Source organism: Streptomyces sp. NPDC028314, assembly GCF_055565795.1.
This window is the reverse complement of sequence record NZ_JBVHTP010000003.1, coordinates 563,328-588,482: the sequence shown is the minus strand read 5'-3', so window position 1 is coordinate 588,482 and position 25,155 is coordinate 563,328. Positions and strand designations below refer to the sequence as shown.

Genomic DNA, 25,155 nt, shown 5'->3' with positions numbered 1-25,155 from the left:
CTGGGAATCCGGGATCCGGCGCCGCCCGCCGATCGGGGCGCGGCGGGGCCGGTGAGCGGTACGGCCCGCCGGACGGCAGGGCCGATGCCCGGAGCGCGCGGCGGCAGGCCGTCGCGCCCCGGGGAGCCGGCTGTCAGCTGACAGCGGTCCCGGAAGGCGGGCCCCGTGAGGTGATGGCGTGGACGAGCAGCAGCCGGCGCAGCGGCCGGGACCGGCCCTCCCGGCCGGCCCGGACGCGCGGCCGGTGCGGGGGGCTCGGGAGGCGGAAGAGGAGCCTGAGCGGTACGAGGATCCGCCCGGCCACCGCGCGCAGTACGCGGAACGCGGCCTGCTCCCCGTACGCGAGCCAGAGGCCGCAGAGCAGGGAGGCGAGCAGGTGCGCGCTGAGCATGCCGGTCGAGGACATGTCCATCGGCGCCGTGGCGGCCGTACCGTCGGCGCCGGCCAGGCCACCCATGCCGGCCAGGCCGGTCATGCCATCCATGCCGGTCATACCGCTCATGTCGTGTCCGGCGTGCGGGGCCGCGCCACCGCCGGACATCACCTGCCCGCCATGGTGGAGGTGACCGCCCCCGGCGGACGCCCGCGCCCTCTCCTGGACCAGCGAGAAGCCGAGGTGCAGGGCGCCCTGGACGACGACCGCCGCCGCAGTGACGGCTGCCAGGCCCCGTTCGCGGTCGGCGAGGATCCAGGCAGCCGCACCACAGCCGGCGAACCCGGCCGCCATGGCCCACCAGGGGACGCCCGCCCCCGACATGAGGACGTGGCCGAGGGACGCGAGCAGCACGCAGGTGGCCGCGAACATCGCGGCCCGCAACGCTCGGCAACATCGACCCGGTGTCATGGCGGGCTCATCGTCGCATCCCCCCGGCGGCAGCCACAGAGGGGCACGAAAACTTGCCGTCACATGACAAACCCCGCTGTGGCGCACGCCACAACAGCCTGCGGGAACCAGCGAGTTCGCCGTACCGACTCCTGTCCCGGACCAAGAGGACCGGCGCGGAACGGAGCACGTGGTGGCGGAGCATCAGCAGGAGCCGGAGCAGGGCGCGGACCCGCCCGGGGGCGACCGCCGGCTGACCGCCCTCCTCACCTGCGCCATGGCGTTCTCGATGCTCCAGCTCTTCCTGATCGGCGCGTTCGGCCCGCGGCTGGTGGGCGAACTGCACGTGTCGCCGACCCTGCTGGGTGTCACGACGACCCTCGGGTTCGGCACGGCGGCCGTGCTGTCGCCCCTCGGCGGCCGGCTGGTCGACCGGGTCGGGCCGCGGCGCTCCCTCGTCGCCTTGTTCCTCGTGTCCGCCGCCGCGCTCGCGCTGATCGGCGCCGCGCCCGGGCCGGGGTTCCTGCTCGGGGCCGTCGCACTGGGCGGCCTGCCCCAGGCGCTGGCCAACCCGGCCACCAACAAGGCGATCCTGGCGGCGGTTTCCCCCGCCAGGCGCGGTTCGGTGACCGGGATGAAGCAGTCGGGCGTGCAGTTGGGGGCCTTCGCGGCCGGGCTGCCGCTGACGGCGCTGGCCGGCGGCGCGGGCTGGCGTGCGGCGGTGTGGACCGCGGCCGCAGCGGCGGCGGTCGTGGCCCTGTGGGCCCGCCGGGCGCTGCCCCCCGATCCGCCGGCGAAGGCCGCCCCGCCCGGCCTGACATGGGTGCCCCGCGGCGCCATCGCCTGGCTCGCGCTGTTCTCCCTCTTCCTGGGCTGCGGGATCGCCTCCGTCAACACCTACGTCGCCCTGTTCGGAACCCAGCGGCTCGGGATGGGCCCCACGACGGCCGGAGCACTGGTGGCGGTCCTCGGAGCCGCGGGGATCGCGGGCAGGGTGGGCTGGGCCAAGGCGGCCCGGCCCGGGCGCGCGCAGTGGCTGCCCGGCCTGCTGGCGGGCGGTGCGGTGGTGGCTGCCGGGCTGCTCGCCGGCGCGCTCTCGGTGGCCCCGCTGGTCTGGGTCGCGGTGGTGGCGGTCGGGGTGTTCGCCGTATCGGGCAACGCCGTGTCCATGGTGCTGGTGATGCAGCGGGCGGCACCCGGCCGGGCGGGGCAGGACTCGGCGCTGGTGTCGGCCGGGTTCTTCGCCGGGTTCGCGGTGGGGCCGCCGCTGTTCGGGCCGCTCGCGCAGACGGGCCGGTACGGCGCCGGGTGGCTGCTGGTCGCCGTCGAATTCGCGGTGGCAGGCGCCGTGGCCACCGCCTGGGCGGTACGGGAGCGCCGTGCGCGGGCCGAGGCCGTGGTGCGGGCGTGACCCCGGCCGAGTGGGCCGGGCCCGCGCTGGACGGGATGCTCGCCCGGGTCGCCGTCACCCGGGCCGAGGTCGGCGAACGGTTCCCGCTGTACGCCGACCCGGACACCGGCCGCTGGGTGACCACCGGCCGCGGCGCGTGGGCCGGCGGGTTCTGGGCGGGGCTGCAGTGGCTGCGGGCGCGGCACACCGGGGCCGGGGAGGACCGGGCCGCGGCCTCCGCGTGCACCGCACGGCTGGCCGGCTGGGCGGAGGCCGACACCGCCACGCGCGGGCTGATCCTCTGGTACGGGACCGCCCTCGCCGCCGACGACCCCGGGGCGCGCGAGCTGCGGACCAGGGCGGCCCTGGCGTGTACGGCCGCCTTCGACCCCGAACTCGGCGTCGTGCCCTGGGGGTCGGCCTTCGGCGGACCCCGGCTGCTGGCCCGGGTGGACGGGGTGCCCGGAATGGCGCCGCTGCTCGCCGCCGGGGGACCGGCGGGGGAGCGGGCCGCGGTGGCCCACCTCGAACGGCATCTCGGCCTGTGCCTGGACGAGGGCGGGACCGTGACCCCGGCCCGGATCCACGAAGCGGGTGCGGGGTGGCGGGCGTGCGAGGAGCCGCCGGCCGGCTGGAGCCGGGGCCGGGCCTGGCTGCTGCTGGCAGCGGCCGATGCGCTGCACCGGCCCGCAGTGCCGCGCCGGACGCGGGAGAGGTGCGCGGCCGCGGCGGAGCTGCTGGCCGGCGGGGCGACGCAACCGGCACGGTGCCTCGTACCACCTGACCAGGAGTCGCAGCCCGACGGCCCACCGGACACCTCCGCCGCGGCCGTCACCGCGGTCGCCCTGCTGAAACTGGGCCGCGCCGCCGGGCCGCGGGCCGCGCGGCACACGGAGCGGGCCGTCGCCATCCTGCGCCGGCTGACGGGCGAACACCTGACCCGGGCCGACGGGAACCGGCCCGGGGGCATGCTGCTGGACGGCTGCTACGACGCGGGGCGGGGCGTCGCGGTGCGCCACGAGCTGGTGTGGGGCGACTTCTTCCTCGCGACGGGGCTGGCCGCGCTGACCGGGCTGATCGACATCCGGGAGCTGTGACCAGCGGGCGGGGCCGTCCCGCCCGGGGCCGTCCCCGCCCGGGCCCGTGCGGCCCGGGGCCCGTGCGGCCCGGGCCCGTCCCGCTCGGTGCCGTGCCGCCCGTGGCCGGGCCGCCTGGGGTCCGGGGCGCCCGGTCCGTCCCGCCCGGGACCAGGGCCCTGCCCGGGGCACGGTCAGGTGCCGTGGCCGCGCAGGATCCGGCGCGCCACCGAGGTGATGTGGAGTTCGTCCGGGCCGTCGAGGATGCGGGCCGCCCGGCCGGTACGGAACAGCGCGGGCAGCGGGGTGTCGGGGCCGAGCCCGGCCGCGCCGTGGACCTGGATGGCCGAGTCCGCGACCCGCTGGAGCATCCGCGCCGCGGCCACCTTGGCGAGCCCCACCTCGACGTGCGCGTCCAGCCCCGCGGCGACACGGTCGGCGGCCTCGTGGACCAGCGGCCGGGTGGTCCGCAGGGCCAGCAGCGCCTCGAAGACATGGGACTGGACGAGCTGGTGCCCGCCCAGCGGGCCGCGCGAGCCCGTACGGGAACCGGCGCGCGCGCACATCAGGTCGAAGGCGCGCTGCGCCTGGCCGAGCCAGCGCAGACAGCGCAGCGTGCGGCCCAGCTGGAGCCGCTCGGCCGCGATGGCGAGCGCCTGGCCGCGCTTGCCGAGCAGGTGGTCGGCGGGCACCCTGACCCGGTCGAACGCGATCTCCCACTGCCCGGACGCGCCGAAGACGGGCAGCTCCCGTACCACGCGGAAGCCGGGGAAGGAGGTCGGGACCACCAGCAGGGAGAGGCCCTCGCGATCGCCCGGCGCCCCGTCCGTGCGGGCCAGGACGGTGACCAGACCGGCTTCGGCGGCGCCCGAGGTGAACCATTTGCGGCCGGTGACGGTCCAGCTGCCGTCCGCCTGCTCCTCGGCGCGGGTGGCGGTCAGGAACGGGTCGGTGCCCGGGGTGTCCGGTTCGGTCATCGCGTAGCAGGCCCGCAGTTCGCCGGCGGCCAGGAGTCCGGGGTACAGCTCGCGGACCCGCTCCGAGCCGTGCCGCCGGAGCATGGTCACGTCGAGCAGCGGCGCTGAACCCAGTGCCGCCGGGCCGTGGTCGCTGGCCCCCTCGGCCTCGGCGATCCGGGCGTACCGGGCCAGCGGCAGCCCCTGGCCGCCGAGTTCGGCGGGCAGCGGGAGCGCCCACAGGCCCGCCTCCTTCGCCTGCTCGGTCAGCCCCCGCAGCGCGGCCGCGGCCGCGGGACCGCCCGCGTCCAGGACGCCCTCGCGGGGGAACACCCGGCTCCGGACGAATTCCGCGACCCGTTCCTCCAACTCGTCGGCGTCGATGCCTGGTTCGGGCAGCCCGGACCTCATGCCGCCCTGTTTCTCCACCACTTCGCTCCGCACCGCTTTCTTCGACTCCGCCGGGAACCCGTGGGAACAGCAGTCCGACTGCCTTCCCGTGGAACTGGTCGGGTGCACACCCTCCCTGGTTCCCGCGTTCCGTAGATCCGGGGCCGGCCACTGCCGCGCCGGGAGCAGAGGAGAGGCATGGCGTCACCAGCCACCGCACAGACCGTCCGGCCGCTCGAAGGGCTGCGGCTCGTAGCCTCGGGACCGCCCGGCCTGGCCGGACTGACCGGCCTCGTCACCGAACACCTGCGCCTCCTCGGCGCCGAGGAGCAGCCGCGGCAGGGCCCGTACGACGGCCACACCGCGGAATTCGCCCTCACCGGCGGCGACTTCGGCCGGCAGGAGGCCCGCGCACGCTGGGCGGCCGATCCGGCGAACGGCATCACCGACGAGGCCACGGCTCAGGCCGCCACCGGCATCATGGCCGTACACGGCCGCCGCGAAGGCGCACCCCGGGCCCTCGCCGTCGACTACGCGGCGACCGCCACCGCCCTGCTCACCACGCAGGGGCTCCTCGCCGGCCTCGTGGCCCGGGCCAGGGGCGCTGCCGCGCCACGGGTCGAGGCGAGCGCCGACCGGGCCGGCCTGCTCGCCGTGTCCCAGTACCTCGCGGCGACCGGCGCCGACGAGGGCGAGGCGGCCGAACTGGCCCCCGGCGGACCGCCCTTCACCTCGGCCGATGGTGTCCTCTTCGAGCTGGAGACCCTGGACCCCGGAGCCTGGGCGGCCTTCTGGCGGGGCCTCGACGCCCCCGCCGACGCGATCCGGGCAGGCTGGCGGCCCTTCCAGTTCCGGTACGCCACCGCCTGCGCACCCTTCCCCGAGGCCCTGCACACCACCGCGAACGGTCACACCTGGGCGCGGCTGCGGCAGGCCGCCGTACTCTCCGGCGCCGAGGTCTGCCGGCTGCGCACCCTCGCCGAACGCGCCGCCGAGGCGGACGGCGCAGCCCCCTGGTCCCTGACCCCGTACGACGGGGGCCCGGTGCCCGCGAACCGGCCGCCCACGGCGCGCAGGCCGCTGCCCGGGAAGCCCCTGGCCGGGCTGACCGTCCTCGAAGCGGGCCGCCGGATCCAGGCACCACTGGCCGCCCATCTGCTGGGCCTGCTCGGCGCCGAGGTCATCCGCATCGAGCCGCCGGGTGGCGACCCGCTGCGCGGTATGCCCCCCGCCTGCTCGGGGCTCTCCGCGCGCTGGCTCGCACTGAATCGCGGCAAGTCGGCCGTGGAGGTGGACATCAAGTCGCCCGGCGACCGGGCCCGGCTGCGCGAGATGGCCGCCGGGGCCGATGTGTTCCTGCACAACTGGGCCCCGGGCAAGGCGGCCGAACTGGGCCTGGACTGCGCGGACCTCTCAGCGGGCAACCCCGCGCTCGTCTACGCGTACACCGGCGGCTGGGGTACGAGCCCGGTCACCGACGCCCCCATGGGTACGGACTTCATGGTGCAGGCCCGCACCGGAGTCGGCGAAGCGGCCCGCCCGCTGGGCGAACCGCCCGCACCCTCGCTGATGACCCTGCTCGACGTCCTGGGCGGACTGCTCGGAGCGGAAGCCGTCCTCGCCGGACTCCTGACGCGCGAGCGCACCGGGCGGGGCGTCCGCGTCGACTCCTCGCTCCTCGGCGCGGCCGACACCCTGACCGCCCCCGCCCTGCGCCGGGCGCGGCGCGGGCAGGAGCCGCGCAGGCCCGCCGGATTCCGCAGCCCCCTGCGGACCGCCGACGGCTGGATAGCCCCCGCCGACGTCTGCGCGGCGGCGGCCGGCGCCTACGACCTGACCTGCCTCCCCACCCGGGAGGCGCTCGCACAGCTGCGCGACCACGGCCTGGCCGCCACCGCGGTCACCACCGACCTGGCCGACCTGCACCACGACCCGCGCTTCGCCGGCTCGATCAGCCGCGACGCGCACGGTGCCCCCGCCGTTCCCGACCCCTGGAGCCACCGATGACCGTCGCCCTGCACGACCTGCTGCCCGCCGGCCTGCGCCGCACCTGGGCGGTGGACGGGACCTGCCCCGACCTCGACCTCTACAGCCTCTTCCGGGCCCGCCAGATAGCCGACCTGCACGCCACCGCCGTCATCGACGCCAAGGGCCCGCTCTGCTACACCGCGCTGGACCGCAAGGTGCGATGTCTGGCCACCGGGCTCAGGGAGCTCGGGATAGGCCCGGGCGATGTCGTCGGCGTACAGCTTCCCAACGGGCGGCACGCCGTCGTCGCCGACCTGGCCCTGGCCGCCCTCGGAGCGGTGGCGCTGCCCTTCCCCGTCGGCCGGGGCGGCCTGGAGGCACAGAGCCTGCTCCGCCGGGCCGAGGCCGTCGCGGTCATCGCCGCCGTCGAACACCGCGGCAGCCGGCACGCCGCCGACCTGCTGGCACTCGCCCCGGCCCTGCCCGCGCTGCGCCACGTCATCGCCGCCGGACCCGGCAGCGTGCCCGCGGGCGCCGTCGCCCTCACCGCGCTGCTGCGCTCCGACGCGGCCGCCTTCCGGGCCGCCCGGCCCGACCCCGACAGCGCCGCCCGCATCCTGGTGTCCTCGGGATCCGAGGCGGAGCCGAAGATGATCGCGTACTCGCACAACGCGCTCGCGGGCGGCCGCGGGAACTTCCTGGCCTCACTGATGCCCGACGGTACGGCGCCGCGCTGCCTGTTCCTCGTACCGCTGGCCTCGGCCTTCGGGTCCAACGGCACGGCCGTCACGCTCGCCCGGCACGGCGGGACGCTCGTCCTCCTCGACCACTTCACGCCCGAAGCCGCCCTCGCGGCCGTACGCGCGCACCGGCCGACCCACATCCTGGGCGTGCCCACGATGGTGCGGATGATGCTGGAGCGGCTGGAGAGCGGTGGCGGCGAGGCCGACGGCGGTGAACTTCCCGCGCCCACGGCCCTGGTCCTCGGCGGCGCCGCCCTCGACGCGACCACGGCCGGGAGCGCGAGCCGGGCCTTCGGCTGCCCGGTCGTGAACCTCTACGGTTCCGCCGACGGGGTCAACTGCCACACCGGGCTCGATCCCCGGGCCCCGGAGGCCGACGGCGCGGGTGTGGTGGCCGGGCGCCCCGACCCCCGGGTCGCGGACATCCGCATCACCGACTCCGACACGCACGAGCAGCTGCCCGACGGCCGGATCGGCGAGATCATCGCGCGCGGCCCGATGACCCCGATGTGCTACGTGGCCTCCCCGGAGCTCGACGCCCGCTACCGCACCCCGGACGGCTGGGTCCGTACCGGGGACCTCGGGCTGCTGGACGAGGACGGGGTCCTGCACATCGTGGGCCGTCTCAAGGACATCGTCATCCGCGGCGGTGCGAACATCAGCCCCGCCGAGGTGGAACGGGAGCTGGCCTCCCACCCGCAGATCCGCGACGTGGTGTGCGTCGGCGTCCCGGACGAGGTGATGGGCGAGCGCCTCGCGGCCTGCGTCGTCCCCCGCGGCCCGCAGGAGCCCCGCCTCGACTCGTTGAACAGACACCTCGCGCGGCGCGGCCTGGAGCAGCGCAAGCACCCCGAACACCTGTTGGTGCTGCGGGAACTCCCGCTGACCCCGGCGGGCAAGCCCGACCGGGCGGCGGTACGCGACCGCCTCACCCGGGTCGCGGCGAGCGCGTAGACGGCCCGCGGGGCGGGGCGGTCCACGACCGGACCGCCCCGCCCGGCCCCGTCAGGTGGCGGGCACCGCGGACATGGCCTTCTTCAGCTCGGCCGCCGCGTTGCGGTAGACCGGGAGCAGATCGAGGTCCTCGCCCGGGTAGTTGACGATGGCGACCTGCTTGGCACCCGAGTCGGGCAGGACGGTGCCCGTCGACATGTGGGCGTTGTCCAGGACCAGGGCGGGCTTCTTCGCGGAGAGCTCGGCCAGCTGGGCGGGGGTGACCGGCTCGGGGCCGTACGTACCGGCCGTGGTGGCGCCGGAGAGCTGCGCGGACCAGGTGGTGAAGACCTGGCTGACGACGACGGGGCTCTTCCCGCCCGGCCAGGCGCTCCGGACGTCCTTCGCGAGCCCGGCGTACTCGGCGTCGAAGTCCGTGGTCCACCGGGCCGCCGCGGCCTGGGTGCCGAACAGCCCCGCCAGGCGGGTGACCTCGGCCTTGGCCTTGCCGGGGTCGTTGTCGAGGTTCACCTCGACCAGCTTCGCCTTGGAACCGGCGGCCTCCTTGATCTTCGCGGCGTACGGCTCGAACGGCGCGTACAGCACGAAGTCGGCCTTGGCCACGGCCGCGAGGTCGGAGGGCTTGGGGTCGTAGTCCGGCGCGTGGTGCACCGACTGGGGCACGATCACCTTGAGCTCCTCGGCCCCGGCCGCCTTGGCGAAGGCGCCCTCCCACGTGGTGGTGACGACGACCACCGGCTTCCCGGACTTCGGTGACGTGCCGCTGTCGCCCTTGCCGGCGCCGCTGTCTTCGGCACCGCAGCCGGTGACCAGGGCGAGGGCCGCGCTCAGTGCGAGGAGGGAAGCGAATCGGACGCGGGTACGCGCCATGAGCTGATTCTCCGTTCGGGGAGGAAATGGACCGCGAGGACGACCGCCCCCGCGGAGAGGACGAGGACCGGCCCGGGCGGCCAGTCCAGCCGGAGCGCCACGAGGAACCCGGTGAGGTTCACGACGACCCCGATGCCCACCGCCCAGAGGGTGATGGACCGCAGCGACGTGCCCAGCCGGCGGGCGGCGAGGGCGGGAAGCAGGGTGAGGGCGTCGACCAGCAGGGCGCCGGTGAGCTTGATGGCCCCGGCGACCGCCACCGCGACCAGGACCAGCAGCACCGCGGTCAGCGCCCCCACCGGGACTCCGGAACACTGGGCGAGCTCCCGGTCGTACAGCAGCAGGGCCACATCGCGGCGCCGCCACCAGAACAGGCCCGGTACGAGGACGGCCAGTACGCCGAGCACCACCAGATCGGCGGTGCCCACGGACAGGATCGACCCCCACAGCAGCGCGAACGCGCCGGAGGCGTTGACTCCGGAGACGGCGAGCAGCAGCAGCGCCGCGGCGATCGCCAGGCTCATCAGCAGGCCCATCGCGCCCGACAGGCCGTCCGGGGTCCGGGCGAGCGGCGCCACCCCGGCTCCGGCCAGGGCGCAGGCCACCAGGGCGCAGAGCATCGGGTCGAGCCCGGTGAGCAGGGCGACGGCGATGCCGAACAGCGCCACGTGCATCATCGCGAAGCGCACCGGCATGATGTCGAGGCCGACGATGACCACTCCGATGACCGGCAGCCCGACCGCGGCCAGCAGCAGTGCCAGGCCCGCCCGCTGTACGGGCACGAGCTGGAGGAGTTCGCCCAGATCGGCGGCGGCGGCGAGGTTCACCGGACCTCCCGCAGCCGGCCGGCCGCCATCTCCAGGACCCGGTCGCAGCGCTCTGCGAGGGCCCGGTCGTGGGTCACCACGACGAGCGTGACGGGCAGGGCGGCCAGTACGTCGGCCGCTTCCTCCTGCCCGCCGAAGTCGAGGGCGGCGGTCGGCTCGTCGGCGAGCAGCACCCTCGCGCCGGCGGCGACGCTGCCGATCGCGCGGGCCAGGTACATGCGCTGCAACTGGCCGCCGGAGAGGGTGTGCAGGGGCCGCCCGGTCAGCGGGCCGACGCCCAGCTTCCCGGCGGCCTCGGCGGCCTCGGCCGGGCCCCCGCCGCTGGCCAGCAACTCGGCCCCCAGCAGCGGGAACCGGCCGGCCGCGGGCTTCTGCGGGATCCAGGCGCAGGACCGCCGCCGCCAGGCCCACTCGGCGGCCGATCCGGTGCCCCGGCCGCCGACCAGGATGGTGCCGGTCACCTGCCGGTGCAGCCCGAGGACGGCACGGAGCAGGGTGGTCTTGCCCGACCCGTTCGTTCCGGTCAGGGCGACGCGTTCTCCCGCCGCGATCTCCAGGTCGACGCCGCTGACGGCCTCGACGCGTCCGTGCCGGCAGCCCACCTCCCGCATCCGCACATCCAGCCCGCCCATCCCATGCCTTTCCGTTCCCGGCCGGGCGGACCGCTGCCCGCCTCCGGCTGAGGAGTCGGATGGAGTCCGCGTCCGGTTCCGCCGGGCGGCGGATGGTTTCCGGCCGGGGCTGTTGTTTGACCCCGGCTGTTTGACACCAGCTGTTTGACACCGGCGATCCCAGAAGACCATGATTCCATTAATGAAGTAGTGGAATCATGGAAAGGGGGAGGCGTGCGGAATGTGACCGTTCCCGACGCGTGCGACACCCGGTGGGCCCTTGAGGCCCGGGGGCTCGGCAAGAGGTTCCGCCGGAGGTGGGCACTGCGGGACTGCTCCTTCCGGATCCCGGCGGGCCGCGTCTGCGCCCTCGTCGGGCCCAACGGCGCGGGCAAGAGCACCCTGCTGGGCCTGGCGGCCCGCCTGGCCGAGCCGACCGCCGGCGAACTGCGGATCTTCGGCGCCCCGGCGGCCGACCCGGCCGCGATGCCGCGATGGGCCTACCTCGCCCAGGACAAGCCGCTCTTCAAGAGGTTCAGCGTCGCGGACACCCTGCGCATGGGCCAGGAGCTGAACCCGGGCTGGGACAGCGCGGTGGCCGAGCGGATCGTAGGGTCCGGCCGCATACCGCTGGAGGCGCGCATCGGGGACCTGTCGGGGGGACAGCGGACCCGGGTGGCCTTCGCCCTGGCCTTCGGCAAGCGCCCCGAACTGCTGTTGCTGGACGAGCCGATGGCAGACCTGGACCCGGTCGCGCGGGACGAGCTCAGCTCGCTGCTGATGTCCGAGGCCGCCGAGCACGGCACCACGGTCCTGATGTCCTCCCACATGCTCGGCGAACTGGAGCACATGTGCGACTACCTGCTCGTCCTCGCGGACGGACAGGTCCGCATGGCCGGTGAGGCCGACGAACTCCTGCCCATGCACACCCTGGTCACCGGGGTCACCACCGACGGGCGCCTGCCCGACGCCCTGGCCACGCACACCGTCATCGAGGTCCGCACCGCGGGAAGGCAGTTCACGGCCATGGTCCTGCGCCAGGGCCCGCTGAACCCCGAATGGCAGCAGACGGCGCCCGGTATGGAGGAAGTGCTGATGGCCTACCTCCGCTCGCCCGGGGCACCCGCGCTGCTGTCCCCGACCGCGACCCCCGGCCACCGAGAGGAGTTCGCGGCATGAGCACCCTCACCCGGCCCGGCACCACCGCCGGCGCCCCCGCAAGCCCCCGCCGACTGCGCGGACCGGCCTGGCTGCTGGTCCGCCAGCACCGCACCGTGCTGCTCGCCTGCGCCGCGGTGACCGTGCTCGGCGCCGCCTGGATGTTCTACCAGCGCGGCGTGATGCTGGACACCCTGCACGCGGCGGGCTGGCCCGGTAGGTCCGTCGACGACGTCGATCCCGAGGTGTTCAACAAGGTCGGCAACGACTTCAACTCCTACGGATCCAACCTGGCGTTCCTGCCGACGCTGCTCGGCACGTTCCTCGGAGCCCCGCTCCTCGCCTCCGACCACGAGGACGGCACCGCGCGCCTGGTCACCACCCAGTCCGTGACCCGCAAGCGCTGGCTGCTGTGGAAGCTGGGGTTCGCCTTCCTGCTGGTCGCGGTCACCACAGGGGTCCTGAGCGCGGTCTTCACCTGGTGGCGGAACTCCATCGGCCCCTTCGCCGGCCGGGACTGGCTGCACGGCCCCGTGTTCGACACCACCGGACCGGTGCTCGTGGCGACCGCCTTGTGCCTCACCTCGCTGGGCATCGTCATCGGGGCGCTGACCCGCCGCGCGGTCACCGCGATGGTCCTCACCTTCCTGGGCTCGTCCGCCGTCTCGATCGCGGTCGACATCCTCAAGGTCACGCTCGCCGTACCGCGCCGCATCAGCTACCCGCTCGACTCCGAGCGGCCGGCCTTCCTCGACCACGTCGTGGAGATCGACCAGTGGATCGGCACGGCGTCCGGGAAGCTCTACGGGTGGGGCACCTGTGTGCACGAGCCGTCCCCGGAGGCCTGCCGGGCCCAGCGGGGGATCGTCAACTCGGTCCTGGACTACCTCGACACCGACCAGATGGCGGGCATGCAGTGGACCGCCGCCGGCGTCTTCGCGGCGCTGACCGCACTCCTCGTCGCCGCGGTGATGTGGCGCACCCGGCGCGGTCCGCTCTAGGCGTGATCCAAGGGGCACCCGGACGGGCCCTAGGCTGATCCCCCTGCATCCCACCCCTGCATTCCGCCCCTGCATTCCGCCCCTGCATTCCGCCCCGAAGTCCATCCCGAAATCCACCCCGAGATCCACCGCGTGAGGAAGAAGGAGGCGGGCACCGTGGTCGTGTTTCGCATCGAACGACGCAGCGGTATGCCCGCCTACCTCCAGATCGTCCATCAGGTGGAGCAGGCGCTCCGCATGGGAGCCCTGGCCGAGGGGGACAAACTCCCCACCGCCGCACAGGTGGCCGCCAGTACGAAGGTCAACCCCAACACCACCCTCAAGGCGTACCGCGAACTGGAACGCGCCGGGCTCGTCGAAGTCCGGCAAGGCGCGGGCACCTTCGTCACCCGGTCCCTGACCACCCCGCAGACCGCGCCCGAATCCCCGCTCCGCGCCCAGCTCGGCGCCTGGATGCGGCAGGCACGGGACCAGGGCCTGACCCCCGCCGACGTCGCGGCCCTCTACGACGCCGTCCACGCGGAAACCTTCCCCACAGCCGTCCCGCACGCCCACTGAACCCGCCGGCGCGCGCCCGTCACGCGGGGGCGCCGGCGAACGTCCGCACGCCGGTCGGCTTTTGGTTTGGCAGACGATCCTCAATACGATCCGGCGATGATCACTAGAAAAAGGGTGGCGGCCGCAGCGTGCGGCCTGCTGGCCACACTGGCCGTCGGGCTCTTCCCGGCGCAGGCCTCAGCCGGCGAACCGACGGCCAAAGAGCCCCCCAAGGTCGAGCTCGTGCTGGACGTCAGCGGCTCGATGCGGGCGACCGACATCGACGGGCAGTCCCGGATGTCCGCGGCGAAGCACGCCTTCAACGAGGTCCTCGACGCCGTACCGGACGACGTGCTCCTGGGCATACGCACGCTCGGGGCGACGTATCCCGGTGACGACCGCAACCTCGGCTGCAAGGACACCAAGCAGCTCTACCCGGTGGGCCCGCTCAACCGCACCGAGGCGAAGACCGCGGTGGCCACCCTCGCCCCCACCGGCTGGACCCCGATCGGCCCGGCCCTGCTCGGGGCGGCCGAGGACCTCAAGGGCGGTGACGCCACCCGCCGGATCGTGCTCATCACGGACGGCGAGGACACCTGTGCCCCGCTCGACCCCTGCGAGGTCGCACGGGACATCGCGGCCCAGGGCATCCACCTGACCATCGACACGCTCGGCCTGGTCCCCGACGCGAAGACCCGCGAGCAGCTCATCTGCATCGCCGAGGCCACCGGCGGCACCTACACCTCGGTGCAGCACACCGCCGAACTCTCCGGCCGCGTCAAACAGCTCGTGGACCGGGCCGCCGCCCCCGTCGTCACCCCGGTGGCCACGGCGGGAACCAAGCAGTGCCAGGACGCCCCGATCCTCGGCGCCGGTCTCTACACCGACCGCGAGACCTTCGGCGAGCACCGCTGGTACCGGGTCGCGGTCAAACCCGGCCAGGAACTGCGCGCTTCGGTCAGCATCGGCGCCGACCGCGCCGTCAACAACGACTACGGCGTCATGCTGCGCGCCACGACCGCCCACGGGCGGGAGATCGTCCGCGGCTCGGAGGCGGGCGACGGGCGCACCGACCTGATCTCGACCGGGCTGCGCTACCCCAAGGCCACCCTCGACGACGCCGACGGGAACGCCGAGACGGCGCCGGAAACGGTCTGCCTCCAGGTCAGCAACTCCTTCTCGGCGCCCGCGTCGGTCAAGACCACCCCGGGCATGCCCGTCGAGCTGACCATCGATGTGGTGGACGGCCCGGACGACACGTCCGACGTGGCCTCCTTCGGCCTCGGCCGCGGCTGGTGGCTGCTGGGCGTGCTCGTGCTCACCGGCCTCGTCGCCGGTCTGCTGTGGGGCTGGATCTCCCGCTGGCGTATCTCGGTCTGGAGGACCAACTGATGCGTACCGTACGCATACTGACCACCGCCGCGCTGGCCGGCAGCGGCCTGCTCGGCCTCGCGGGCGGGGCCGCCGCCGACACCCCCTCCCCGCGCCCGGGCACCGCCTCCGCCGGGCCGACGGAGGCGGGCACGAGCTTCCGTACCGCCACGGCGGTCAAGGTGGGCCAGCAGGCCACGGCCGACGCCTCCACCGGTGACTACCTGTACTGGGTGCTCCCCCTGGACGCGGGCCAGCGGGCCACCGTCAAGGCGAAGGTGACACTGCCCGCCGCGGCCTCCCGGCACGGAGCCGCACGCTGGCAGCTCGACGTCTACGACGGGCTGCGCCGCCGCCAGCCGTGCACCTACGGCACGCAGACGTCCCAGGCGGCCAAGGACGCCGGCTCCGTCGACCTGTCCTGCACCCTGCGGCCGGTCAGGACCGGGGCGGAGCAGTGGGCCAACGACCCGCTGCCGGGCAGCTACTACGTACGGCTGACCGTGGCCGACCTGGCCCCGGAGGACCTCGGGCAGCCCGTACGGGCACAGATCCAGGCCGACGTGAAGGACACGGGCGGCGCCTACGCGGTGGACGGCGCCCTCTCCGCCCCGCTCGTCCCCGGCATCACGGCGGCGCAGGCCGCCGAAGGGGACAAGGGGAAGCAACTGCCGGCAGCCGGGGCGGAGCCGGAGGACGGCTGGTCCGGCGGCTGGTGGTCCGACCGCTGGATCTGGACCGTGGCCGGCGGGCTGCTCGGGGCGCTCGCGGGCATCGGCGGGTACTCGCTCACCCGCGGCTCGGGCCGCCCCGCACGGGTCGCACCCCCGGCATGACCGGGTAGCGATCCGACGGCTTCGGCCGTCACGCCGCGCAGTCCCGGGAACCGGCGGGCTCCCGGGACTTCGCGTGCGGCGGACCGCCCGGGGTCCGGGTGCCCGGCTGCGCAGCCGTAGCCCGCCGCGCACCGGTCGCCCGCCGCGCACCCGCCGACCCGGCCCTCCGGGCGGCCGAGGCCACTTCGGCGGCACTTCCCAGCGCGGCGGCCACGGCGAGGGCCACGGCCGCCAGCACCAGGGCGGCCCGCAGACCGGACAGGAAGGCCTGGCCGGGCGCGGCCGCCCCCACGAGCATCCCCATGACGGCGACGCCGATCAGCCCGCCGACCTGGCGCGAGGCGTTCAGCACTCCGGAGGCGACGCCCGCGTTCCCCGGGTCGACGGCCGAGAGCACGGCATTGGTCATGGCCGGCACGACCAGGCCGATACCGGCCCCCGCGACCAGGAACTGCGTGACCAGCGCGGGATAGGAGGCCGATCCCACGGCCGGCAGCATCGCCACGTACCCGGCCGAGGCCAGCGTGCTCCCGCCGATCAGTACGGGCCGCGACCCGAAGCGCCGTACCAGCGGCCCGCAGGCCAGGTTCGCGCCCATGATGGCGGCGGTCATCGGCAGGAAGGCGAGTCCGGTGGCGACCGGCGTGTAGCCCCGGACCTGCTGGAAGAACAGGCTGTAGACGAAGATCAGGCCGTAGAAGGCGAAGTTCACCAGGACGCCGGTCAGCGCCGCCGCGGTGAACGCGCCCCGCCGCAGCAGTGCCGGCGGCAGCATCGGATCCGCGCCGCGCCGCTCGACGAGGACGAAGGCGGCCAGCGTCAGACCGAAGACCACCAGGCAGCCGACGACGAGGGGCGCGCCCCAGCCCCGGGTGCCGCCCTCGATGACGGCGCCGGTCAGCGAGCCGAGGCAGACGACCGCCAGGAGCTGCCCCGGCAGGTCGAAGGAGCGGGCCGGGCGCCCGGCCGCCCCCGCCGCGCCGCGCCCCGCGCCGCCCCGGGTCAGCCAGAGGCCCGCCGCCGCGACGGGGACGTTCACGAAGAAGACGGAACGCCAGCCGAACTGGGAGATGAGCACCCCGCCGGCCACCGGGCCGAGCGCGAGGGCCAGCCCGCCCGCGGCCGCCCACCGGCTGACCGCCCGGGTGCGCTCGGCCGGGTCGAGGAAGGCTCCGTTCACGATCGAGAGGGAGGACGGCACGATCAGTGCCGCGCCCACCCCCTGGAGGATCCGGGCGGCGACGAGGAGCACGAGGCTGTCGGCGGCGCCGCAGGCGAAGGAGGTGACGGCGAACAGGACGAAGCCCGCCCGGAAGACCCGCCGGGGGTCGAAGCGGTCTCCCATCGCGCCCGCGGTCAGCAGGAACGCGGCGAAGGTGAGGGTGTAGCCGTTGATCACCCACTCCAGCCCGGAGATGCTGCCGCCGAACTCCTCGCTCAGGGCGTCCGTGGCCACGTTCACCACGCTGACGTCGAGGATGACGACGACGAAGCCCAGGCAGGCCGCGAGCAGGGAGCGGACGGGGCGGTCGGTCGGGGAAGGGGTTTCTTTCGGTACGGGCATGAATCGTCCTCGGGTGGAAGGCGCTCAAGTAGACTGTTCGATGAAACGCGAACACCTCGAACTGTATGATCCACATCGAACACTTGGCAATCGGCAGATCAGCCGATCGGTAATCCGGCCCGGGAGGCGCCATGACCGCAGAACTGTCCCCCGCACCCCGGCACCGCACCCCGCCGGAGCACACCCACCCCCGCGACGTGGCGCTGCAAACGGCCCTCGCGGCCCTCGCCGACCCGGTACGGATCACCCTCGTACGGGAGATCGGCGCGGCGGGGGACTGGGCGCGCGCCTGCGGCAGCTTCGACGTACCGGTGCGCAAGGCGGCGCTGAGCCACCACTTCGCCGTGCTGCGCTCCGCCGGGCTGATCGAGCAGCGGGACAGCGGCGCGAAGCGGTTCAACCGGCTGCGCCGGCCGGAGTTCGACGAGCGGTTCCCCGGCCTGCTGGACCTCGTACTGCGCGAGTCGCCGGACGCGGTGGTGCCGGACGCGGTGGGAGTGGACGCGGTGGACCCGGCTGTCGGGGGGCCGGTGTCCGGGTCCTGAACCGCCGGGCTGGGGCGGACTGCCGGCGGCGGCGTCGGAGCGGAGGGCCGACCGGGTCTGGGCAGGGGCCGTCCGGGGGGAACCGGGCCGGGCGGCGGGCCGAGTCGGTGCGGCGCCTTGGTCGATTTCTCCTAATATGGGCGCCTTGTCGGCGGTCGTAGCGAGGAGTTGTCGTGTCCCGAGCCCACTGGTCCGCCGTACTGGCCACCCTGCCGCTGGTCGCCACCGCCCTGGTCGCCACCGCGCTGCCGGCCGCCGCGACGGCCACCGCGCACGACGACGGTCACGCGGTGCCCGGCTTCACCCACGGGCAGATCTCCGCCGCGGTCCGCACCGGCGAGGCCGCCGCGCTCGGCGAGGACCACGCCCGGGCGCACGCCGGGCGACGGCTCGCCGCCCAGGGGGTCCAGGACTACCCGCAGGTGAAGCGCACGTCGAGCCTGGCCGCCCTGGGCGCCTCCCAGCAGCGGCTCAACGCGGGCTTCCGGGCATCGGAGTCCGGCCGCTTCGCGCAGTTCTTCCCCGCGCCCGACTTCGGGGTGCACGTCGCCCAACTGCCCACGGGAAAGGTGCTGTTCTTCTCGTTCGAGCGGGTCGAGGCCAACCCCACGAAGGAGACCGGGCCCACCGACCGGATCGGCCGGACGAACGCGGGCCGCGCCTACCTCTGGGACCCCGCCAAGGGCACCGGGGCGCGGGCCTTCAAGAACGTCCCGCCGCCGACCGTACTGATGCCCGACGGTACGTACGCACCCCGCCCGGCCCCCTTCTTCTGCGCCGGCCACTCCTTCCTGCCCAACGGGATGGTCGGGGTCTTCGGCGGCAACGGCGGCGGCAAGGGCGGCACCGGCGCCCGGCTGTCCTTCGTGTTCGACCCCTGGACCGAGACGTGGTTCCGCAACCGCGACATGGCGGTCGGCCGCTGGTACCCCTCGGTGGTCACCGGCGCCGACGGCAGGCAGCTCATCATGTCCGGGCAGGACGAGCGCGGCACGGGACACCCCACCCCCCTGGTGGAGCGCTTCCCGGCGCGCGGATGGCCCGTGCCCTGGCGCACGTACGACATCCCGGCGAACATCCCCTCGGAGCGGTTCGGGGCCGACGCGCCCTTCCGCAACGACTACCCGCACCTCTTCTCGCTGCGCGACGGCATGATCTACGGCCTCGGCCGCGACGCGGACCAGCAGTGGCTGTTCGACCCGGTCAAGGAGACCCGTACCGACCTGCCCCGCAGACCGGCCGACTTCCGGGGCTACGGATCAGCGGTACCGCTCCCGGCGGGCTTCCGCGGCCCCGACTCGGTGCTGGTGCTCGGGGGAGACCCGCGCGACCCGTCCACGTACCGGCTCTCCGGGGGAGCCTGGCGCACCGACGGGCCGCGCGCCTTCGGCCGTACCCAGGACGACACCCTGATCCTCCCGGACGGCACCCTGCTCACCGTCAACGGCGCTTTCGACACCCGGGACTACGGCTTCGGGCCCTTCAACCCGCGGGCGGACCTCAAGTACCGGCAGATCGAGCTCCGCGACGCACGGGGCCACTGGAGCCTGGGGCCCGCCCAGCGGCTGCCCCGGGGCTACCACTCCAACGCCCTGGTGATGCCCGACGGCCGGGTGATGGTCACCGGCGACGAACTCCAGCAGATCGCCAACGACCCCGACATCGCGGACGGGATGGACGGCAGCATCGAGCTGTACGAACCCGCGTACCTGCACCGGGGCGCCAGGCCGGCCCTGGACGGCGTCCCGCGCGGCGAACTCGGCTACGACACCGTCTTCCAGGTGCGCACCTCCACCCCCACCGAGGTCGCGCGTGCGGTCCTGCTCGCACCGACGACCGTCACCCACGCGGTGAACACCAGCCAGCGCCACCTGGAGCTGCGCCGCACCGGCACCCGCGGCGACACCCTCGACCTGCGGACCCCGCCCGGCGCGGCCGACGCCCCGCCGGGCTACTACATGCTGTTCCTGCTGAACGCCAAGGGCGTCCCGAGCACGGCGAAGTGGGTCAAGCTGGGAGGCCGTTAGGGCAAGATCCGAAACAGACAACCTAGTCACCGTGCAGGGCGCGGAGGGCCCTGCCGAGGCGCTCCTGCCGGGCCGGCGGGGTGAGCGCCTGGAGCAGTGGCAGGATCAGCTGGTAGCGCCCCGTCCTGTCCAGCGCCTCGAAGGCCTTCCGGGCCCGCGGGTCCGCGTCCAGCGCGGCGGCCAGATCGGACGGCACCTCAGCCGTCCTCTGCGAGGCGTACGCGGCCGCCCACCGGCCGTCCTCCTGCGCCCGGCGCACTTCCGCCAGCCCGGGTTCGCGCATCCTCCCGGCCGCCGTCAGCATCGCCACCTTCTCGACGTTGACCCGGGACCAGAGGCTCCGGGGGCGGCGCGGCACGTACTTCTGGAGGTAGTACCGCTCGTCGAGGGACCGGCGCTGCCCGGAGATCCAGCCGTAGCAGAGCCCGATGTCGACCACCTCGTCGTCGGTGACCGAGGGGACGCCGCTCTTCTTCTTGGCCATCTTGATCCAGACGCCCTCGGCCCGCGTGTGGTGCACCGCCAGCCAGCCCTCGAACGCCGCGGCGTCCGCGAACGCGATGATCTCGACCCCGTCCAACTCGTCCATGCGCAGCAGGCTATCGCCGCCACTGCCGCCTCTGCGGGCGCCCGGGCACCTCCGGACCCATCCGGGGCGGGCCCGGCGCCGAATACCCGACGACCGACATCACCCCGAGGTGAGCGAGGCCCCGATGCGCAGCAACCAGAACCCCGATGGCCACGAGTGGCATCCGCTGCTCGGACGCCTCGTACGCGACACCGCCTCCGGCGTCGAAGGCCGGCTGATGGCCGTGGTCCGCGAGGAACTGCCCGCCGGCTCCGGCTCCGCCCGCTGGGTCCGCCGTGCGTACATCCGCCCGCGCGGCGGCGGCGTGGAGCACACCGCCGCCCTCGGCGACATAGAACCCGCCGACGCGGCCCACCTCACCCGCACGTAGCCACGGGGCAGCCCTTAGGCCGCGCCGACCGCCCTCCGCGGGGCCGCGGCCCCGTACGGGCCCGGTCGTGCGGGGTCCGACGCCCGGACCGCGAAGTGCACCTGAAGGACCCCGGCCCACACCAGGGCCGACCCGAGCAGGTGGAGTACGACGGCGAGCGCGGGCAGTCCGGTCAGCGACTGGACCAGGCCCACCGCCCCCTGGGCCAGGACCACGGCGAGGAAGAACACCGTCCTGCGGCGCGCCCCGGCGAAGCCGTCCCGGGGGAGCCACGCCAGCAGGCAGCAGGCCAGGACCACGACGGCCGCCGCCAGCAGTCCGTGTACGACGGTGACGGCGGTCCAATCGAAGGGCATGCGCCGCACGTCGGAGGAATCCCCGGCGTGCGGACCGGAACCGGTGGTCAGCGTGCCCACGACGACCAGCAGCGCGGTCACGGCCACCAGCGCCACCGAAACGGCCCGGCAGCGCCCGGGCAGCAGCCGGCCGCCTCCGGAAACCCCGCCCGCCGGGGCCACGCCGCCCTCCGTGGCATCCCCCGCGACGCCGGCCTCGACCCGCGCCGACTGCCACGTCCACACGGCGGCGGTGAGCAGCAGCGTGGCCGCCAGGAAGTGCGCGGCGACGATGAACGGGCTCAGCCGCATCCACACGGTGATCCCGCCCACCACGGCGTTCAGTACGACGACCCAGAACTGCGCCCAGGCGCCGCGCAGGACCGAGGGCATCGGAATCCGCTGCAGACGGGCGGTGATGATGACCCACCCCACGACCACGCACAGCAATCCGGTGAGCAGCCTGTTGCCGAACTCGATGGCGCCGTGCAGCCCCATCTCCGAGGTGGGCGCCAGGGTTTCCCCGGTGCACATCGGCCATTCGGGGCAGCCGAGGCCGGACCCGGTGACCCGGACGATCCCACCGCCCACGACGATCACGATGCTCGCCACCACCGATGCCAGCGTGGCGGCGGTGACGCTCCTCGGCCCGAGTGAGAACCTGCCGGCCAGCCAGGAGAGAGGAGTCTGCACGATCGGCCTTCCCTGTGAGGGTTCTTGCGTGCGCTGGTGCGCGTCCACCACCCTACGACCGGGCTCCGCAGCGGCCCTGACGGGGTGTCCGTACCGGCCACGGCCGTCCGGGCGCGGGCCGATCGCCCCGCCCGCCCGATCCGCCGCTTTCCGCACGACGGGGCAAAAACGCGTCACACGCCGTGACGGTCTCCCACCCGGGAGTGCTCACCGGTGTGATCCTGGACGAGGTGCACGGCAGCACCCACCCGCCGGACCCGCCCCGTCGGCTCCCGTCGCATCCGACGACCCACCGAAGGAGAACCCCGCCATGCCGCACCAGCCCGTACTCGAGCCCGCCGCCCAGGCCTTCGCCGATGCCACCTCCCACCCGCCGTTCCTGTACCAGCTGCCCGTCGAGGACGGCCGCAAGGCGCTGGACGACGTGCAGAGCGGGGACGCGGTCGTCCTGCCCGAAGCCGACGAGGAGTGGATCACCGTCCCGGGCGGCCCCACCGGGGAGGTCCGTACCCGCATCGTCCGCCCGACCGGAGCCGTCGGCCCGCTTCCCGTCATCCTCTACGTCCACGGCGCGGGCTGGGTCTTCGGCGACGCCCACACCCACGACCGCCTCGTGCGGGAACTCGCCGTCGGCGCCGGGGCGGCCGTGGTGTTCCCCGAGTACGACCTGTCTCCGCAGGCGCGCTACCCGGTCGCCATCGAGCAGAACTACACGGTGGCCCAGTGGATCGTCCGCGAGGGACAGGAAAAGGACCTCGACGGCACGCGCCTGGCCGTGGCGGGCGACTCGGTCGGCGGGAACATGAGCGCCGCCCTGACCCTGATGGCCAAGCAGCGCGGGGACGTGGACATCCTCCACCAGGTCCTCTTCTACCCGGTCACCGACGCCGCCTTCGACACCGACTCCTACCGCCAGTTCGCCACCGGCTACTACCTGCGCCGCGAGGCCATGCAGTGGTTCTGGGACCAGTACACGACCGAGGAGACCGACCGGGCCCGGATCACCGCCTCCCCGCTGCGCGCCTCCCTCCACGAGCTCACGGGACTGCCGCCCGCCCTGGTCATCACGGCCGAGGCCGACGTACTGCGCGACGAGGGCGAGGCGTACGCCGCCAAGCTCCGCGCCGCCGGTGTCCCGGTCACGGCGCTGCGCGTGCAGGGGACCATCCACGACTTCGTCATGCTGAACGCGCTGCGCGAGACCCAGGCCGCGGAACTCGCCATCTGTCTCGCGACCGACACCCTGCGCAAGGTCCTGACGGCACGCTGACGCCCGGCGGCGCCGCCCGGGACAGCCCTTAGGCTGACGCACCGTGAACGACAAGGCGAACCACGAAGCGGACGACGCACCGAACGGCAGCACGCCCGAGTACATGGCACGCGACAAGGCCCTCCAGCACGCCCTGGCCGGGGACATCGCCTACCTGCGCGGGGTGGGTTCGCGGCTCACCACCCGGTACGCGATCGCCGCCGAGGCCGCCCGGGTGCACGGCAGCGACCTCACCCACCTGCGGCGGCTCCTTGCCACGACCCCCGGCCGCGAAAGCGTCCAGCTGCTGCTCCAGCTGCTCGCCGAAGAGGAAGCCGCCGCCGGGGGAGCGGGGCTCCAACTGCCCCTCATGGCCACGATGCTCGCCCAGCACCAGTCCGCCGCGGTCCTCGCGCGGACGGTTTTCGCCGACATCCCCGAGGGCGACCGGCTCGGCGAGCTGCGGACCTGCCTGTTCCACGAGTTGCTGCTGCGCGGCGTGGACCCGGACGAGCTCCCGGCCTCGCGCCCGCCTGCGTGGATGTACCCCCTGGCCTGGCTCCCCGACCGCCGCCGCCCGCTGGAGACCGCCCCCGCCTTCACCAGCCACTCCGCGGGCGGCTCGGCCGGGGGCGTGAACACCGGGCTGCCCGCCCGCGGCCGTCTGGATCCGCCGACCCCCCGCCCGGTCGAGGTGTCACCGCTGCGGAACTCCGTCACGGTGGACGAGCACGGCCTCATCGTGACCGCCGCCGAGGGGAACTGGGGCTACGCCGAGGCCTGGGTCTTCCGGTCGCAGGAGCCCATCGCCCCCGACCGGGTGCCCGCCCTGCTCCCCACCCTGCCGATGGACTGCGTAGCGGGCCTGGGCCCGACCGGCCGCTTCGAGATAGCCGCCCGCCCGGTGGGCGACATCTGGTCCCTGCTGTTCGCCACCGCGTCCATCGGGGGCTTCCACCGGACCGGCCGGTACGGGGCGTGGGGCCGGCTCCTGGCATGGCGCTCGCTGGCGGGCCTGTGCGGCGCGACGTTCAGCGCGAGCGCGGCGGACGTGGAACTCCGCGCCACCCAGAGCACCTGGTTCCACTTCACGTCCGACGCGGAGTGGTTCCACGACGACGGCGACAACTACGCCGTCGCCGCCCTTTCACCGGACGGCCGCCGCCTCGCCGTCCTGGCCGCGACGGACACCGACTAGTGGCCCCGGCCGGCGTCCTCCGCGGCGTCCGGACCTTGGGCTGTGTCCGTGCCGAAGGCTAGGGTGGGCCGAATGACAGGGATAGAGATCGTCGCCGACCAGGGCGAGTGGCGGGGCGGGTTCGAGGAGCGGGTGCTGGCCGGGTACCGGGCTGCGGGGTGCTCGGAGCCGCTGGCGCGGGCCCTGCTGGAACGGGCCGTGGAGGGCATCGACGGCTGGACGGTGGCCACGGACGGTACCGGGTGGATCGCGGTCGGGGTGGCGGAGGACAACGGGGCGACCGTGGGCCGGATCCACGACCTGACGGTGCCGCGGGGGCGCGAGTGGGCCGAGCGGTGGTGCGCCGAGCACGGCGCGCAGCGGGTGGGGGTCCGGCTCACCGGCGGGGCGGGAGCGTTCGCCGACTACCCCGTACGGCGACAGAACCGGATGCGCGCCGCCGCCGAACAGCCCGAGCTGCCGCCGGGCCTGACGGTCCGCCGGCTCACCGAGGAGGAGTACCCGGGCTGGTATGCCGGGGGGGAGGCCTCGTACATCGCGGACATCGTCCGGGCCGGGGCCCTGACCCCGGAGCAGGCCAAGGCGAAGTCCGACGCGGATTTCGCCCGCTACCTCCCGCAGGGCTTCCTGACCCCGGGGCACGCCTTCTACGCGATGGAGGCCGACGGCCAGGTGATCGGCACCGGCTGGGTGAACCACGGCTTCCTGCCGGGCGTGACCTTCGGCTTCTCGCTGGAGGTGTACGAGGAGCACCGCGGCAAGGGCTACGGCCGGGCCGCGATGGCCGTCGGGGAGTGGGCCACCCGCCAGGGCGGTGACGAGGCCATGATGTTCAACGTCTTCGGCGGCAACGAGGTCGCGATGAGCCTGTACGACAGCACCGGCTTCGCCGTGCTCGACGAGTTCCGCTCGATCGACCTCTAAGGGCTGTCCCGTAATCCCCGGCGGGCTGCACGACGACAGCTACGGCACCTCGCTGCGTTGTCGGAGCGCCCGGATACGCCCAGTATGAGGACGCTCCTCCGCCTTGCGATGCACCGCATCTGACGCCGCGCGCTGATCCACCGGGGATTA

At 74.5% G+C, this 25,155-nt stretch carries 23 protein-coding genes; 15 read left to right on the top strand and 8 right to left on the bottom strand.

The genetic code is table 11. The annotated features are described in order from the left end of the window. Positions 1-133 precede the first annotated feature (133 nt). Complete coding sequence (locus tag ACZ4TG_RS10535) at positions 134-844, bottom strand: hypothetical protein (RefSeq protein WP_468161253.1); 711 nt, start codon at positions 842-844, stop codon at positions 134-136. A 256-nt stretch (positions 845-1,100) separates the two neighbouring features. On the opposite strand from ACZ4TG_RS10535, the gene ACZ4TG_RS10530 reads away from it, so the two are divergent. Together ACZ4TG_RS10530 and ACZ4TG_RS10525 are read left to right on the top strand one after the other, a co-directional pair. After that, positions 1,101-2,234, top strand: a complete 1,134-nt coding sequence (locus ACZ4TG_RS10530) for an MFS transporter (RefSeq protein WP_468161484.1) — start codon at positions 1,101-1,103, stop codon at positions 2,232-2,234. Next, on the top strand, positions 2,231-3,310 hold the full coding sequence (locus ACZ4TG_RS10525) for a sugar ABC transporter permease (RefSeq protein WP_468161251.1): 1,080 nt from the start codon (positions 2,231-2,233) through the stop codon (positions 3,308-3,310). Before ACZ4TG_RS10530 ends, ACZ4TG_RS10525 begins: the two co-directional genes overlap by 4 nt. A gap of 173 nt (positions 3,311-3,483) precedes the next feature. Here the strand turns inward: ACZ4TG_RS10525 and ACZ4TG_RS10520 are convergent, their stop codons facing one another. Further along, positions 3,484-4,656 carry an acyl-CoA dehydrogenase family protein gene (locus tag ACZ4TG_RS10520; protein WP_468161249.1) on the bottom strand — a complete coding sequence of 391 codons (1,173 nt, stop codon included), beginning with the start codon at positions 4,654-4,656 and terminating at the stop codon, positions 3,484-3,486. A gap of 177 nt (positions 4,657-4,833) precedes the next feature. Between ACZ4TG_RS10520 and ACZ4TG_RS10515 the strand changes: the two genes are divergently transcribed. Next, entirely contained in the window at positions 4,834-6,642 is a 1,809-nt protein-coding gene (locus ACZ4TG_RS10515; RefSeq protein WP_468161247.1) for a CoA transferase, read from the top strand. Continuing rightward, positions 6,639-8,300, top strand: a complete 1,662-nt coding sequence (locus ACZ4TG_RS10510; protein WP_468161245.1) for a class I adenylate-forming enzyme family protein — start codon at positions 6,639-6,641, stop codon at positions 8,298-8,300. The genes ACZ4TG_RS10515 and ACZ4TG_RS10510 overlap by 4 nt, the downstream gene beginning before the upstream one ends. Positions 8,301-8,351: 51 nt before the next feature. Here the strand turns inward: ACZ4TG_RS10510 and ACZ4TG_RS10505 are convergent, their stop codons facing one another. From ACZ4TG_RS10505 to ACZ4TG_RS10495, 3 genes are read right to left on the bottom strand one after another with little or no spacing between them, the layout of a single operon-like run. Further along, positions 8,352-9,170, bottom strand: coding sequence for an ABC transporter substrate-binding protein (locus ACZ4TG_RS10505; RefSeq protein WP_468161243.1), 819 nt, complete (start codon positions 9,168-9,170; stop codon positions 8,352-8,354). Beyond that, a complete protein-coding gene (locus ACZ4TG_RS10500) occupies positions 9,128-9,997 on the bottom strand; it encodes a metal ABC transporter permease (protein ID WP_468161241.1) in 870 nt (289 codons plus the stop codon). The genes ACZ4TG_RS10505 and ACZ4TG_RS10500 overlap by 43 nt, the downstream gene beginning before the upstream one ends. After that, positions 9,994-10,629, bottom strand: coding sequence for an ATP-binding cassette domain-containing protein (locus ACZ4TG_RS10495; protein ID WP_468161239.1), 636 nt, complete (start codon positions 10,627-10,629; stop codon positions 9,994-9,996). Before ACZ4TG_RS10495 ends, ACZ4TG_RS10500 begins: the two co-directional genes overlap by 4 nt. Before the next feature lie 213 nt (positions 10,630-10,842). Here ACZ4TG_RS10495 and ACZ4TG_RS10490 point away from each other — a divergent pair, with 213 nt between their 5' ends. The 5 genes from ACZ4TG_RS10490 (at position 10,843) to ACZ4TG_RS10470 (ending at position 15,511) form a co-directional block, all read left to right on the top strand. Then, positions 10,843-11,787 (top strand): ABC transporter ATP-binding protein, encoded by a 945-nt coding sequence (locus ACZ4TG_RS10490; protein ID WP_468161237.1) that lies wholly within the window; start codon positions 10,843-10,845, stop codon positions 11,785-11,787. Further along, on the top strand, positions 11,784-12,767 hold the full coding sequence (locus ACZ4TG_RS10485; protein WP_468161235.1) for an ABC transporter permease: 984 nt from the start codon (positions 11,784-11,786) through the stop codon (positions 12,765-12,767). Before ACZ4TG_RS10490 ends, ACZ4TG_RS10485 begins: the two co-directional genes overlap by 4 nt. Positions 12,768-12,956: 189 nt before the next feature. Next, complete coding sequence (locus tag ACZ4TG_RS10480) at positions 12,957-13,325, top strand: GntR family transcriptional regulator (protein WP_468161482.1); 369 nt, start codon at positions 12,957-12,959, stop codon at positions 13,323-13,325. A gap of 96 nt (positions 13,326-13,421) precedes the next feature. After that, positions 13,422-14,696, top strand: a complete 1,275-nt coding sequence (locus ACZ4TG_RS10475) for a VWA domain-containing protein (protein ID WP_468161234.1) — start codon at positions 13,422-13,424, stop codon at positions 14,694-14,696. Next, positions 14,696-15,511 carry a hypothetical protein gene (locus ACZ4TG_RS10470; RefSeq protein WP_468161233.1) on the top strand — a complete coding sequence of 272 codons (816 nt, stop codon included), beginning with the start codon at positions 14,696-14,698 and terminating at the stop codon, positions 15,509-15,511. The genes ACZ4TG_RS10475 and ACZ4TG_RS10470 overlap by 1 nt, the downstream gene beginning before the upstream one ends. 28 nt (positions 15,512-15,539) lie before the next feature. On the opposite strand, the gene ACZ4TG_RS10465 is transcribed toward ACZ4TG_RS10470, so the two are convergent. Then, complete coding sequence (locus ACZ4TG_RS10465; RefSeq protein ID WP_468161232.1) at positions 15,540-17,075, bottom strand: MFS transporter; 1,536 nt, start codon at positions 17,073-17,075, stop codon at positions 15,540-15,542. A gap of 131 nt (positions 17,076-17,206) precedes the next feature. On the opposite strand from ACZ4TG_RS10465, the gene ACZ4TG_RS10460 reads away from it, so the two are divergent. Both ACZ4TG_RS10460 and ACZ4TG_RS10455 read left to right on the top strand, forming a co-directional pair. Beyond that, positions 17,207-17,620, top strand: a complete 414-nt coding sequence (locus ACZ4TG_RS10460) for an ArsR/SmtB family transcription factor (RefSeq protein WP_468161231.1) — start codon at positions 17,207-17,209, stop codon at positions 17,618-17,620. Positions 17,621-17,793: 173 nt separating this feature from the next. Further along, positions 17,794-19,647 (top strand): galactose oxidase-like domain-containing protein, encoded by a 1,854-nt coding sequence (locus ACZ4TG_RS10455; RefSeq protein ID WP_468161230.1) that lies wholly within the window; start codon positions 17,794-17,796, stop codon positions 19,645-19,647. A 22-nt stretch (positions 19,648-19,669) separates the two neighbouring features. On the opposite strand, the gene ACZ4TG_RS10450 is transcribed toward ACZ4TG_RS10455, so the two are convergent. Further along, entirely contained in the window at positions 19,670-20,236 is a 567-nt protein-coding gene (locus tag ACZ4TG_RS10450; protein ID WP_468161229.1) for a YdeI/OmpD-associated family protein, read from the bottom strand. 124 nt (positions 20,237-20,360) lie between these two features. On the opposite strand from ACZ4TG_RS10450, the gene ACZ4TG_RS10445 reads away from it, so the two are divergent. Beyond that, positions 20,361-20,606, top strand: a complete 246-nt coding sequence (locus ACZ4TG_RS10445; RefSeq protein ID WP_468161228.1) for a hypothetical protein — start codon at positions 20,361-20,363, stop codon at positions 20,604-20,606. Positions 20,607-20,620: 14 nt separating this feature from the next. Here the strand turns inward: ACZ4TG_RS10445 and ACZ4TG_RS10440 are convergent, their stop codons facing one another. Beyond that, positions 20,621-21,634 (bottom strand): COX15/CtaA family protein, encoded by a 1,014-nt coding sequence (locus ACZ4TG_RS10440; protein WP_468161227.1) that lies wholly within the window; start codon positions 21,632-21,634, stop codon positions 20,621-20,623. A 310-nt stretch (positions 21,635-21,944) separates the two neighbouring features. On the opposite strand from ACZ4TG_RS10440, the gene ACZ4TG_RS10435 reads away from it, so the two are divergent. The 3 genes from ACZ4TG_RS10435 to ACZ4TG_RS10425 all read left to right on the top strand — a co-directional run bounded on the left by ACZ4TG_RS10435 (position 21,945) and on the right by ACZ4TG_RS10425 (position 25,005). Next, on the top strand, positions 21,945-22,904 hold the full coding sequence (locus ACZ4TG_RS10435; protein WP_468161226.1) for an alpha/beta hydrolase: 960 nt from the start codon (positions 21,945-21,947) through the stop codon (positions 22,902-22,904). A 43-nt stretch (positions 22,905-22,947) separates the two neighbouring features. Next, complete coding sequence (locus tag ACZ4TG_RS10430) at positions 22,948-24,081, top strand: DUF6183 family protein (RefSeq protein WP_468161225.1); 1,134 nt, start codon at positions 22,948-22,950, stop codon at positions 24,079-24,081. 72 nt (positions 24,082-24,153) lie between these two features. After that, complete coding sequence (locus tag ACZ4TG_RS10425) at positions 24,154-25,005, top strand: GNAT family N-acetyltransferase (protein ID WP_468161224.1); 852 nt, start codon at positions 24,154-24,156, stop codon at positions 25,003-25,005. The last annotated feature ends 150 nt before the right edge of the window (positions 25,006-25,155 follow it).

Bases quoted from the DNA above. Each gene is read 5' to 3' on its own strand.
- ACZ4TG_RS10445 (WP_468161228.1), top strand. From the start codon at position 20,361: ATGCGCAGCAACCAGAACCCCGATGGCCACGAGTGGCATCCGCTGCTC.
- ACZ4TG_RS10470 (WP_468161233.1), top strand. From the start codon at position 14,696: ATGCGTACCGTACGCATACTGACCACCGCCGCGCTGGCCGGCAGCGGC.
- ACZ4TG_RS10520 (WP_468161249.1), bottom strand. From the start codon at position 4,656: ATGAGGTCCGGGCTGCCCGAACCAGGCATCGACGCCGACGAGTTGGAG.
- ACZ4TG_RS10505 (WP_468161243.1), bottom strand. From the start codon at position 9,170: ATGGCGCGTACCCGCGTCCGATTCGCTTCCCTCCTCGCACTGAGCGCG.
- ACZ4TG_RS10485 (WP_468161235.1), top strand. From the start codon at position 11,784: ATGAGCACCCTCACCCGGCCCGGCACCACCGCCGGCGCCCCCGCAAGC.
- ACZ4TG_RS10450 (WP_468161229.1), bottom strand. From the start codon at position 20,236: ATGGACGAGTTGGACGGGGTCGAGATCATCGCGTTCGCGGACGCCGCG.
- ACZ4TG_RS10435 (WP_468161226.1), top strand. From the start codon at position 21,945: ATGCCGCACCAGCCCGTACTCGAGCCCGCCGCCCAGGCCTTCGCCGAT.
- ACZ4TG_RS10515 (WP_468161247.1), top strand. From the start codon at position 4,834: ATGGCGTCACCAGCCACCGCACAGACCGTCCGGCCGCTCGAAGGGCTG.
- ACZ4TG_RS10530 (WP_468161484.1), top strand. From the start codon at position 1,101: ATGGCGTTCTCGATGCTCCAGCTCTTCCTGATCGGCGCGTTCGGCCCG.
- ACZ4TG_RS10425 (WP_468161224.1), top strand. From the start codon at position 24,154: ATGACAGGGATAGAGATCGTCGCCGACCAGGGCGAGTGGCGGGGCGGG.
- ACZ4TG_RS10510 (WP_468161245.1), top strand. From the start codon at position 6,639: ATGACCGTCGCCCTGCACGACCTGCTGCCCGCCGGCCTGCGCCGCACC.
- ACZ4TG_RS10460 (WP_468161231.1), top strand. From the start codon at position 17,207: ATGACCGCAGAACTGTCCCCCGCACCCCGGCACCGCACCCCGCCGGAG.
- ACZ4TG_RS10475 (WP_468161234.1), top strand. From the start codon at position 13,422: ATGATCACTAGAAAAAGGGTGGCGGCCGCAGCGTGCGGCCTGCTGGCC.
- ACZ4TG_RS10495 (WP_468161239.1), bottom strand. From the start codon at position 10,629: ATGGGCGGGCTGGATGTGCGGATGCGGGAGGTGGGCTGCCGGCACGGA.
- ACZ4TG_RS10535 (WP_468161253.1), bottom strand. From the start codon at position 844: ATGACACCGGGTCGATGTTGCCGAGCGTTGCGGGCCGCGATGTTCGCG.
- ACZ4TG_RS10480 (WP_468161482.1), top strand. From the start codon at position 12,957: ATGCCCGCCTACCTCCAGATCGTCCATCAGGTGGAGCAGGCGCTCCGC.
- ACZ4TG_RS10465 (WP_468161232.1), bottom strand. From the start codon at position 17,075: ATGCCCGTACCGAAAGAAACCCCTTCCCCGACCGACCGCCCCGTCCGC.